The 12,463-nt window shown below is 39.2% G+C and carries 11 protein-coding genes; 2 read left to right on the plus strand and 9 right to left on the minus strand.

The genetic code is table 11. The features are described 5' to 3' along the window. Positions 1-66 precede the first annotated feature (66 nt). On the plus strand, positions 67-3,354 hold the full coding sequence (locus tag IPM34_05630) for a M36 family metallopeptidase (GenBank protein MBK8955021.1): 3,288 nt from the start codon (positions 67-69) through the stop codon (positions 3,352-3,354). Here the strand turns inward: IPM34_05630 and IPM34_05635 are convergent. From IPM34_05635 to IPM34_05675, 9 genes are all read right to left on the minus strand, one after another. Continuing rightward, positions 3,334-4,641 carry a DUF4403 family protein gene (locus IPM34_05635; GenBank protein ID MBK8955022.1) on the minus strand — a complete coding sequence of 436 codons (1,308 nt, stop codon included), beginning with the start codon at positions 4,639-4,641 and terminating at the stop codon, positions 3,334-3,336. The two genes, IPM34_05630 and IPM34_05635, sit on opposite strands and share 21 nt — an antisense overlap. A gap of 138 nt (positions 4,642-4,779) precedes the next feature. Beyond that, positions 4,780-6,696 (minus strand): acetate--CoA ligase, encoded by a 1,917-nt coding sequence (gene acs, locus IPM34_05640; GenBank protein MBK8955023.1) that lies wholly within the window; start codon positions 6,694-6,696, stop codon positions 4,780-4,782. Positions 6,697-6,814: 118 nt separating this feature from the next. Continuing rightward, complete coding sequence (locus IPM34_05645) at positions 6,815-7,690, minus strand: sterol desaturase family protein (GenBank protein ID MBK8955024.1); 876 nt, start codon at positions 7,688-7,690, stop codon at positions 6,815-6,817. 2 nt (positions 7,691-7,692) lie between these two features. Further along, positions 7,693-7,962 carry a hypothetical protein gene (locus tag IPM34_05650; protein ID MBK8955025.1) on the minus strand — a complete coding sequence of 90 codons (270 nt, stop codon included), beginning with the start codon at positions 7,960-7,962 and terminating at the stop codon, positions 7,693-7,695. Beyond that, positions 7,955-8,395 carry an OsmC family protein gene (locus IPM34_05655; GenBank protein ID MBK8955026.1) on the minus strand — a complete coding sequence of 147 codons (441 nt, stop codon included), beginning with the start codon at positions 8,393-8,395 and terminating at the stop codon, positions 7,955-7,957. The genes IPM34_05650 and IPM34_05655 overlap by 8 nt, the downstream gene beginning before the upstream one ends. A 4-nt stretch (positions 8,396-8,399) precedes the next feature. Continuing rightward, a complete protein-coding gene (trxA, locus tag IPM34_05660) occupies positions 8,400-8,705 on the minus strand; it encodes a thioredoxin (GenBank protein ID MBK8955027.1) in 306 nt (101 codons plus the stop codon). A gap of 39 nt (positions 8,706-8,744) precedes the next feature. Next, complete coding sequence (locus IPM34_05665; protein ID MBK8955028.1) at positions 8,745-9,056, minus strand: rhodanese-like domain-containing protein; 312 nt, start codon at positions 9,054-9,056, stop codon at positions 8,745-8,747. A gap of 546 nt (positions 9,057-9,602) precedes the next feature. Next, a complete protein-coding gene (locus tag IPM34_05670) occupies positions 9,603-11,027 on the minus strand; it encodes an MBL fold metallo-hydrolase (GenBank protein MBK8955029.1) in 1,425 nt (474 codons plus the stop codon). Positions 11,028-11,147: 120 nt separating this feature from the next. Next, on the minus strand, positions 11,148-11,813 hold the full coding sequence (locus tag IPM34_05675; protein ID MBK8955030.1) for a Crp/Fnr family transcriptional regulator: 666 nt from the start codon (positions 11,811-11,813) through the stop codon (positions 11,148-11,150). A gap of 111 nt (positions 11,814-11,924) precedes the next feature. On the opposite strand from IPM34_05675, the gene IPM34_05680 reads away from it, so the two are divergent. After that, positions 11,925-12,386 carry a hypothetical protein gene (locus tag IPM34_05680; GenBank protein ID MBK8955031.1) on the plus strand — a complete coding sequence of 154 codons (462 nt, stop codon included), beginning with the start codon at positions 11,925-11,927 and terminating at the stop codon, positions 12,384-12,386. The last annotated feature ends 77 nt before the right edge of the window (positions 12,387-12,463 follow it).

Below are 12,463 nucleotides of genomic sequence, written 5' to 3' on the forward strand. Positions count from 1 at the left end.
TTTCAAAATAGGCAGTCTTGATGTCAGGGCTGCCTTTTTATTTAATTTTTGAAATATCAGTCATAAATGAATATTCATTCAGTATATCTAAGTTTTCTGTTTATTTTTTCTTCAAGCCTGATTGCTCAAAAACCTTCAGGAGAATTGCAACTTGAATATTTAAGGCAGCATTATAAAGAGTTGATTTTTTTACAAGAGGGATGTGAGATCACTTCAGATTATCTCGATTCAGCTACAGGAATCAGACATATTTATTTCAGTCAAACCATCAATGGGCATCCGATTGAAAATGCAACAGCTTCTTTACATTTGACAAAAGAACATAAAATTGCACATGTTGAAGAAAGATTTATTTTGGGAGCAAATAAGATTATTACGACAGACCAAAGAAAACTACCTGTCTCCAAATTAATAATTCAACTGTTGAAGGAAAAGTATGAAAGTTATGGGGATATTCAAATCATACAAAGAAATCAGGATAACCATTTAATTTATAAAGTAAAAAACAACATTACGTCTGAGAATGAGATCATAGATGTGAAGCCCTCTTATTATTTTGATTCAGTAAGTCAAAAAATTGCTCCTTCCTACACAGTTTTTTGGACAAGAAATAAAAATAGTGAATGGTTAAAAATGGCCATTGATGGTGTGAGCGGAAATAAAATTTATGAAGTGAATCTATTGAACTCTTGTTCTTTTAACTCGGGGGATTTTATTGGGGTTCCAAGAGTTGTTCCTTTAATAAATGAGAACCTTGCTCAAGTTGGTAGTTCTTGTTATCAGGTATATCCAATTCCTACGGAAAGTCCGATCCATGGGAACCGTAAACTTGAAATGGGTCCATGGCTCAAAGCTCCTGATGCCAGTCCTTTTGGATGGCATGGCGATGGTTTCAATTTTTATTACAGTACCCGTGGAAATAATACAGATACATATGAAGACAGCGACGATGATGACATGCCTACCGGAGGGGATCTTTCCAGAGCATATGGTGGCTATAATTTGAACTTTGATTTTTCTTATGACCCATTGCTTCCTCCTTTTAACAATAAAGATGCTGCTGTTACCAATTTATTTTATTGGACCAATCTGATGCACGATGTGTGGTATAAATATGGATTCCATGAACAGGCGGGAAATTTTCAAATGAACAATTTTAATAAAGGTGGAATTGGAAATGATCCGGTATTGGCACAAGGTCTGGACAATGTTTATTATGCCAGGAACAATGCAACTTTTGGAACTCCTCCAGACGGAATGAGTGGCATCATGCAAATTTTTTTATGGCAATTTCCCATCCGCGATACAATCATTATTGAATCGCCACCTTCGATTGCTGGAAAATACCAATTTGTTCACTCACCGGTTACTCCACCATTTTATGCACCCTTGTCCAGGCAGATCGTAATGGTTCAGGACAACAGCGGTTATCCCGGTTTCGGATGTTCAAATCTGACAAATGCAGCATTGCTGAATGGGAAAATTGCTATGGTCGATCGTGGTCTATGTTCTTTTACCAGTAAAATGTCGCGTATTCAATCGGCTGGTGCTGTTGCTGTGATTGTTTGTAACAATGAGGATACAGAAATATCGGGAATTGGTGGATGGTCTTATGGATTGAGTATTCCGGCTGTGATGATGAGTAAAAAAGATTGTCAGCGCATAAAACTATATTTAAACGGAAGCGTGTCTGCCACGATGTTTCCTAATTCAGCTTTGAAATTTACAGTTCAACAACAATCGTATATTTTTTCAAGAGCAAATTTTGGGAAGAGCATATCTAATTTGAATGCTCCTTTGGTTCAGGTTGCCGATAATTCAAATAATACCAAAGATGCATGTGACTTCATTACGAATGGCTTCGAACTGTATGGTAAAATAGCGCTGATTGACGACGGTATTTGCGAACCGAGTTACAAAGTCATGCAGGTTCAAAATTATGGTGCAGTAGCGGCAGTCATCTGCAAACAAGGTAACGGTTATCCCGATACGATGCCATCCGGTAGTTTTGGCCATTTGATTACCATTCCTGTTATTCAAATCAGCCAGGCCGACTGTCAGTCCATTAGAATTAAACTTCCTGTGAATGGGCAGTTGAGAAATATTGCTCCCGCTTTGGTGGATGGCTGTTTTGACGCGGGAATCATTTGTCACGAATACGGCCATGGAATCAGCAACAGACTTACCGGAGGACCAAACAACGTATCCTGTTTAAGCAATGCTGAACAAATGGGTGAAGGATGGAGTGATTATTTTGGTTTGGTTATGACCATTGCTCCAGGCGATCATGCATTTAAAAAGAGAGGCATGGGTACGTTTAGTTCTAGTCAGGGAATCACGGGCAATGGTGTCAGGCCTTACCCTTACCATGTATCACTTGCTGTAAATCCTGCAGATTACAACATGGTCGATGACGTAACATCGATTTCGCAGCCACACGGCATTGGTTACGTCTGGTGTTCGATGATCTGGGATCTCATGTGGGCATTTGTTAAAAAATATGGATTGGATTCTGATATTTACAATCTGAGTTCGACAAAAGGAAATATTAAAGTAAATAAACTGATCCTCGAAGGAATGAAGCTGCAACCATGCAGTCCGGGATTTGTCGATGCGAGAAATGCCATTTTAAAAGCAGATACATTGCTTTACGGGGGTGCGAATGCATGTTTGATCTGGAATGTTTTCGCGAGACGGGGATTGGGATATTATGCAAGTCAGGGAAGTCCTTTCAGCAGAACAGATGGATTTCCCGATTACAGCATTCCCTCAGGTTGCAGTTACATGAACGAATCGCAACTCTTCGAAGAAACTTTATTGTCCAGTCAATATATTGAATTGTTTGCAATTCCGGAAAGTGAGAAAATAAAATTAGTTTGGCGTTTTGAATCGGACTTACAGAATGTTCAAATCAGCTTGAATAAAAGGCAAGATAGAGCAATTGATCCTGAAGCCATACAGCTTTCTGTGGAAGAGTTTAAAGGATTAAACTTTAGTGATGCTCAGGTACTTCCCGATGTAAATTACTATTACCAGATCACGATAACAAATAAGTCGGGAAAACAAATTCAATCCAACTGGGTGCAGTCGAGATTGAATTCTTCAAACAGCAACTGGCTTATTTATCCAAATCCAGTTTTTGATCATTGCATCCTCAAAGCCCCACGAATCCTTACGGACCAGATTTTTGTAAGAATATTTGACGCGCAGCTCAGGCTTGTGGACCAATTTGAACACTACATGAAAAATGAACAGGAACTGCAGCTTGATTTTTCTGATATCAAGAAGGGAGCATACTATATTTCTGTAAAAACATCTACAGGCACACAAACTTTAAAAACTATTAAGTATTAATTTGTCTGTTTTTATTTTTTTTACAATCGCTTCCATTTCAAGTTCTGCCTGAATATTAAAGTAAAATTTTTGTTGATATAAATAAAACTTGCTTATGCTGTATTTTTTCAACATACCATTCAATTCTGTCCCCTCCATAATTTCGTTTCGATCGAGTATCTGATGCACATGGCTTTCAAATTCCTGAAGGGTTTTATTGAGCTGATCTTCTATCGAGTTTTTTATTCGCGACTCTGCAATGCCTTTTACGATTGAAAAAATAATTTTGTTCAGGCCTTTACCTTTTTGTGCTTGAATTTGAAAATCGTCTAAATTAATCTTGCGGCGGTCAGCATCAAAGACCGGAGTGAAGCTCAACAGGAGTTCTCCTTTGTAGGCACCTTCCGTTTTAAGATTGATAAACATGTAATGGCCATTCCCGGTCAATTGTGATTTATTGACTTTGACTTTTGACAAACCACTGCCAAAGTACTGATTCTCTACTTGCATTTTGATAAGTGAATCCATAAAATGCAGGGGAATCCTCGACTGAATTTGAAGAGAAGAAATGTTTTCGTAATGCGGTTTGATGGAAAAATTGCAGGTATTATTAAACTCGGAGGGCATACTATCCGCAATAACGGATTCAAAAGAAAACAACAATGGAATTTCGAGATTTTGAGAACTCATAGAAATGGGTCCTAATGACATGTCCAGCGCATTTGCAAAAACATGAATTTGATTGTCGTAATAAGAATACAAGGGCTTATTAAAGTAATTCTTGAGGGAATTGCTGATTTTATCGAGTTTAATATTTTGAATGATCGACTCATCAATCGAAGAACAGAGATCTTGTTTATATTTTTTAATGATGTAATTTCCTATGGCTTCAATGGGTATGTGCACCCCGAATACATGAACAACCGGTTTTTTCTTCCACTGATGATGGCTTAAATCCGTCTTAAAATATAGTTTGTTTTCAATGATGTTAAAAATTGAAGTAAACTGCAATTGAAGTGTACCATTGACTTTAAATGAACTGAATATGCCTGCAGGTGAGATCTCAATAGCAACAGGTAATTGTACAAGCAGTTGCTGCTGGCTTGCCTGAATATCCAAAGGCCCATCCAACTGGCTTTTTACTTTGTAGCCATCTTCGTAATTCAGTCCTTCTTTGAAGTTTTCCTGAATGAGATAATTCATTACGGAATTCAGTTCCTGTCTGCTCAGTTTAATTTTAATATTGAATTGCGAGCTGTAAAGTACAGGAGCTGTAAGAGTATTATCGGAAGTAACTGCGTCACTCATTTTTTTAGTACAACTCAATTGCAGCAAGCAAAATAAAGCTATGAAATATAATTTTAAAGGCTGTGTATTGCAGTTTAAATAAATATGCATAGGACTTGGATGGGCTGTTCTTCAAGTGAAATGTTGGGTTTATAAATTTCAATGGACTCTTCCTTGAATAATTTGTTCTACGACAAGGGGATCCAGCAATGTAGTAGTATCACCTAATTGTTCTATTTCGCCTTCGGCAATTTTTCTAAGTATTCTTCTCATGATTTTTCCACTGCGGGTTTTTGGCAAACCAGCCACCAATTGAATTTTATCTGCTTTTGCAATGGGTCCGATTTGTTCGTTCAATAACGCATTGATTTCGTCCTGAAGTATAGTACTCCCGGAAAAATCCGGTTCGTGAACAACAAAGGCATAAATACCCTGTCCCTTGATCGGATGTGGAATTCCAACCACTGCGCTTTCAACTATAGCAGGATGTTGATTGATTGCATTTTCAACCTCTGCTGTTCCGATTCTGTGTCCGCTTATTTTTAATACGTCATCAATTCGCCCGCTGATCCTAAAAAATCCTTCTTCATTTTTAAAGGCGCCATCGCCTGTAAAATAATATCCTTTGTATTGGTCAAAATAGGTCTGCCGGCATCTTTCGTGGTTTCCGTATGTTGTCCTGATGATCGATGGCCATGAATTTTTAATGCACAAATATCCGTTTTCGTGAGCTTCTGTAATTTCTTCTCCTTTTTCGTTTAGCAATACTGCATGAATGCCAGGCAAGGGTAAAGTTGCATAGGATGGTACATGCGGTGTGACTCCTGCAAGATTTGAGATGATGATTCCACCGGTTTCTGTCTGCCACCACGTATCTACAATTGGACAGTTTTTCTTACCGATGTGTTCGTAATACCATTCCCAGGCTTCTTCATTGATTGGCTCGCCCACAGTGCCCAAAACCTGTAAACTTTTGAGAGACTTACCTTGCAATGGTTCGATGCCAAAAGTCATCAGAGACCTGATGGCTGTAGGTGCTGTATACAGAATATTTACCTTATGTTTATCTGCGATTTCCCAAAATCGTCCGGCATCCGGCCAGGTGGGTATTCCTTCAAACATGAGTGTAGTCGCACCGGCGCAAAGGGGTCCGTAAACAATATAACTGTGACCAGTGATCCAACCGATGTCGGCTGTGCAAAAGTGGATCTGCCCTGGTTTGTATTGAAAAACGTTTATGAAACTGTAGGTCGTATATACCATATACCCTGCACTTGAATGCACCACCCCTTTTGGCTTTCCGGTACTTCCAGAGGTATATAAAATAAATAATGGATCTTCAGCATCCATTGATTCGGCTGATTCTTCAAGAGCAGCTTTCGGATCAACTTTCGAAATTTCATCCTGCCAAAAATAATCTCGCCCCGATTTCATTTCGACCTGACACAGGGTTCTCTTATACACTACCACCGCCTGGATGCAATCCAGCTGATCTAAGGCTTCATCTATTATCGATTTCAAACCAATTTCTTTTGCACCCCGGTAAGCCCCATCGCATGTGATCAAATAAGCTGCTTTGGCATCAAGGACCCGGTCAACAATACTTTGAGCACTGAAACCTCCAAATATCACGCTATGGATTGCTCCGATTCTGGCACATGCTAACATCGCTACAGCCAACTCTGGGACCATACCCATATAAATACAAACGCGGTCGCCTCGTTGCACACCCAGATTTTTTAACATTCGAGCGGCCAGACATACTTCTCTGTGCAAGTCTGCATAGGTCAAACGTCGGGAATTTTCATTTGGATTGTTCGGCTCCCACAATATCGCGGGTTGATTTGCCTTGTCGGTCAGATGCCGGTCCAGACAATTTTCTGTAATATTGAGCCTTGCACCTGAAAACCATTTGGATTCGGCATTATCCATATCGGCTTGTGAAACCGAATCCCATTTTTGATGCCATTGAAAATGTGCTGCAATTTCAGCCCAAAAAACATCTGGATTTACAATGCTGTCTCTGTAAACTTGTTTGTATTGATCGTAAGATTGGATCTGGTAGGGAAAAGCCATGTTATTTTTTCGCAAAAATAAGAAGTATTCACTTCCGGGGAGTGATTGGTGAATCCAATTGCATTTAACATCAATATGACATATTGTCAAAAATGACTTGATACAGTAATGTATTGAATTATTTTCTGAATATTTTCTTAAATGGCTCCAAAACCTGACTAAAAAATCCTCTGGCAAATCCTTCTACGTTCTCAAACCCAAGTTTTTCATCTCTCCCAGACCGGGGCATATACACAGTACCAAAAAGATAATCCCAGATACTCAGGGTCAATCCAAAATTGACACCTTTAGAATTTTCTGGAAGATGTTCTGCATGATGCCAGATATGCATTTGGGGAGAATTAAAAATGTATTGCAAAGGTCCTAAGGGCAGGTAAATGTTCGAATGGTTGAGATGTCCTACTGCAAGGGCAAAAATGTGGACCACGAAAAAATCTGTCAAGCCAAATCCGATCATGGCCAGTGGTATGTATTCCACACTCCTGTAAATGATGGTTTCCATAAAGTGATAGCGTAAATGAGCTGCAAATCCCATCTGTTGCACAGAATGATGGACTTTGTGAAATTCCCATAATTTTGGAAAATAATGCAACATCCTGTGAACATTCCATTGAATGAAATCACGCAATATAAAAAGAACGATCAGCTTACTCCATAAGGGCCATGATGAAATTTCTATGGCCACTAAATTCTTGATTCCAAACAGGCCCAGAAAATCATTGAACATCTGTACAAAGACCTCTGAAAATGCATTGTAAACAATCAGTGAAAAAATGAAAAAATTGAAAAACATATAAAAAACATCCAACCAGAAATCTTCTCTGATTTTTGCCTGCTGTTTGCGCCAGGGAAATAACAACTCAAGCAGGAATGCAAAGACAGATACACCGATCAGCCAATAAAAATAATTATGCCAGGATGGAGATGTGATTTCGTTCCAGAGATAGTTGGCATAGGATTGATATGCATTTTGCACAATGTCAAAATAGGACATATTTATTGTGATTTACTTTTTATGAGATAATGAATGGTTTTTATGACAAGCAGCAACCAGGGGGTTCCATGAAAGACGAAGTCAAACCAATCCATCCAGGCCATCCCATTTGCTCCGCCTGCAATCCATTTGAGCTTGCCCCACAGATGAGGCTCTGGAGAAAATGGGGCCATTCCTACGGTCAGACAAAGAAGTAAAATGACTTTCCAGGAAAATGGTTCGATGTTCGAAAAATTCTTGAAAAATCTCCTGTCAGTTCCAGGCTTATCCATTTACAATGATTTGAGCATCTAAGATAATAGTAGATTTTATAGAATTTGAAATAAGACAAACGGATTCGCTTTTATGAATGATGCGTTCCGCTTTTTCTCTGTCTTTTTCATTGGAAATTGTGATCACCGGTTTTAAAACAATTTCAGATATGACGAATTTTCCTTCTATTTTTTCGAGTTTACCGGAGGCCTTGCATTCGAAATTTGTAAATTCCAATTTAGAATTTTCTGCAATGGCTAAAAATGTAGTCATCAGGCAACTGCTTACTGAAGCGACCAGCAAGTGTTCAGGTGACCAGATTTTTTCCATGCCTCCCGGAAAGGGTGGTGGTGTAGCGACTTCGAGTGAATCGTTGAGTTCTGTTGAGCTCAGGGTACCCAGCCGCAAGTGGTTCCATTTTATATCTACGTTATAAAAGTGACTGTCTTCCATAATTTTAATTTGAATTGGATTGAATATGTTGTAATAGCGATTGTTCGGAAATCATACCTGAATGTTGCCACACTATTTTCCCATGCTTGAAAAGGATCAATGTCGGAACTCCCATGATTTTATATTGGTGTATAACCGACGGATTTTTATCGACGTCTACTTTAAAGATCCTAACGCCAGAGCCGGATTTAGATTTAACCTTTTCGATGATCGGAGCCATCATTTTACAGGGTCCGCACCATTCTGTAAAAAAGTCCACCAGGACGAGGTTTTCTTTTTCGAGTAAATCTTTGAAATTCATCTTACTCATAATTTAACTTTTTTATTTTCGTATCAAAATACATGAACATTATTGGAGTTTTTTGTAAAGCGCATTCCAGCCACCTCCATTATAGACATGATGAAATCCATGCTGGAGGAGCAGCTGTCTTGCAGTGGCGCTTCTCATTCCGGATGCACAGCAAGTAATTATTGTTTTGTTTTTGTCCAATTTTTTTAATTGGGATTCAAGAATTTGAACCGGGATATTTATACTGCCTGGAATGTGGCCACTTTCAAATTCGTTTTGTGTTCTTACATCCAAAACTATAGCTCCATGGTTCATCAGATTATTATAATCCACTTTTTCTTTGTTTAAAAATTTTTTAATAAAGTTTATCATATGAGGCGTTTTAGCGTTTAGGCATGTAGGCGTTTAGGCATGTAGGCATTTAGGCGTTTAGGCATGTAGGCATGTAGGCATTTAGGCATGTAGGCATGTAGGCATGTAGGCATGTAGGCATGTAGGCATTTAGGCATGTAGGCGTTTAGGCATGCAGGCATGTAGGCATGTAGGCATGTAGGCGTTTAGGCGTTTAGGCATGTAGGCATGTAGGCGTTTAGGCATGCAGGCATGTAGGTATTTAGACGTTTCGTCACGGTAAAATAAAGCTACCTCTTTCATTTCTTATGTATTATTCAATTTTATCGGGATATCGATTATTGCAGGTATTTACTATTGGTTAAAACCAAATTGTTGTCTAACAACCAACAACCAACAAACTAACAACTAACAACTAACAACCAACAACCATCAACTACCAACCAACAACCAACAACTACCAACTACCAACTACCATCTGCCAACTGATCCCGACATTTTATGTAATTATATTATCCTGCGGCACTTTCGTGTCGGGACTAAAAACTATATATTATTGTGTTCTTCTTAGAGCATGGTTGTGGGGCAAACATATTCGGTAAGGCTGAAGTTACCGTTTTTCTTTAATGCCTGAAATCCACCATCTACATCTATTAAATTGTCGTAGCCTCTTGCTTTAAGTATGGAACAAAAGACCATCGATCGATACCCTCCTGCGCAATGTACATAATAGGTTTTATTCTTGTCAATTTCTTCCATGCCTTCATTGATATAATCAAGAGGAATGTTTGAAGCATTGATTAAATGTTCAGACTGATATTCACTATGCTTTCTGACATCGAGAATATTGATTTGAGGATCTGATTTCTGTAAATCAAACAATTCGGATGCAGTTACGGAATGGATCTGATCGATAGGATAATTCTGTCCGATCCAGGAGTCGATCCCACCTTCAAGATACCCAATGGAGTTATCGTAGCCAACCCTCGCAAGTCGCATGACCACTTCTTCTTCGCGACCGGGTTCAGCGACAATCAAAAGTTCTTGTTTGATGTCGGTGATTAATGTTCCAACCCATACTGCAAAATTTCCATCTATACCAATGTTTATAGAACCCGGGATAAATCCTTTGTTGAACCTTTGTGGCTTTCGTGTATCCAGGATCAGTGCTGAGGTTTCTTGAGCCAATAGTTGAAAGGTCTCAGGAGAAAGCGGTTTGACCCCTCTTTCCATGACCTGGTCAATACTATCATAACCCTGAATATTGAGCATAACATTTTTCGGGAAGTACGATGGAGGAGCCGTGAGGCCGGTAGTAAGCTCTTTGATAAATTCTTCCCTGCTCATGTCGGAACGTAAAGCGTAGTTGGTCTTTTTTTGATTCCCTAAGGTGTCTGAAGTTTCTTTGCTCATATTTTTTCCACAGGCACTTCCGGCACCATGCGCCGGATAAACAATGATTTCATCAGGCAATGGCATAATTTTGTTTCTCAAAGAATCATAAAGCATACCGGCAAGCTTTTCCTGAGTTAAGTCCTTCACTAATTTTTGTGCAAGATCCGGTCGGCCGACATCACCAATAAATAAGGTGTCACCCGTAAAAATGGCCTGTGATTTTCCATCTTCGTCGGTGAGCAAATAGCAAGTACTCTCCGGTGTATGTCCTGGAGTGTGGATAGCCTTTATCTGGATTTTCCCTATGGTGAAAATCTGTCCATCCGTAGCTTTGATGCAATCAAATCCGGTGGCAGTATCAGTAGGTCCGTATACGATCTGAGCACCCGTTTTCTGAGCAAGATCTTTATGTCCCGACACAAAATCGGCATGAAAATGAGTCTCAAAGACGTATTTGATCTGAGCATTTCTCTTTTCAGCCATTTCTATGTAAGGCTGGACTTCTCTTAGCGGGTCAATAATTGCAGCTGCACCGTCACTTTCAATATAATATGCACCCTGTGCAAGACACCCCGTATATATTTGTTCTACTTTCATTTTTAAAATTTCATATGCAAATTTACAACAGAACACACGGAGGGAGTGTGACAAAAGTTACGTTTAACCACCCTGGTGAAATGACTAAGTGTGTTCTTCATATGCTCAATGTTATGCAATTTATAAACTTTCAAACGCCTGAAGCAATTTGATCTGATTTCTGTAAAGCAGCAATTTGTGGTCGTTTTCGAGTTTTTTTAATAAGCGGGAAATTACGACTCTCGAACTGGCTAGGTCTTCCGCAATTTGTTGGTGGGAGAGATTGATGAGACTGGAGCCTGAAATTCTGGATTTTTCTTTTAAATAGAGGATTAATCGGTCGTCGAGTTTTTGGAAAGCAATCTGGTCAATGGTCTTTAATAATTCATCAAAACGCAGTTTCATGTTGCGCATGATAAAACTTTTCCAACTCGGATATTTGAGCAACCATTCGTCCATGAGCTGAATGGGTATGGCATATAAATATAATTCTCCTTCAGATATCGCCTTGATCTCGCTGGGATGTTGCTGCATACAACAGGTAATGGTCATTGCACAAATTTCCATGGGCATCAGGTTGTATAAAAAAATCTCATTGCCTTCATCGTCGATGCGGCTCACCTTGATAGAGCCTTCCAATACCAAAGGCATTTTTCTGATGATTTGCCCGGAATCAATGATGCCCTCTCCAGAAGGGATAAACATCAGTTGCGCTTTTTGAACGATTTCCTTTGTCAAACCGGATTCAAAGAGGTCTTCCAGCTTTTTTTCAAAATCATGCCTGATTTTCGCATTTATTTCATTCATATGGAGAAGCTTCTGGCTCTATAGTGAATTTATTTTTGAGAAGTTCAAAAGTTCAACAATTTAGGTACGTCTAAGGTTTTCTGCTTAGTTTTACGAGCAAAATTGATTTCTATGGAAGATTTGTTATTGTCTTTACACTCCTGGATGCGTTGGGTCGTTTTAAGTCTTGGTGTTTACGCTCTTTATACGAATTACCGGGGCTGGAAATTTGGCCTTCTTTACGGAGGTTATTACAAGAAGATAAACACCTGGTTTCTGGCATCCTTACATACTCAGCTGGTACTCGGATTTATCATGTACTTTGGAACTTCTACTTTGATGAAGGGCATTTTAGCTGATTTTGGGGCTTCCATGAAAATGGCAGAATCCCGTTTTTGGAGTGTCGAGCATATGATGGGCATGGTCGTAGGAATTCTGATAGCGCAAATCGGCAGCATTCGTGCGAAAAAGGCCTGCGATGGAACTTCTGCATTTAAAACCGCTTTTATCTGGTTTGGAGTTGCGTTGGCCATTATCCTGCTGATGATCCCATTCGGAATCTGGAATGTGGAAAGGCCTTTATTCAGAATCTGACAGGGGCTTTACTTTGAACCCTTAAGGATAAAAACAACTGAATTTCAACGGGAATATTTGTGAATGAAAAGTGTTCA

It is taken from the genome of Saprospiraceae bacterium (assembly GCA_016716185.1).
Lineage (GTDB): Bacteria > Bacteroidota > Bacteroidia > Chitinophagales > Saprospiraceae > Vicinibacter.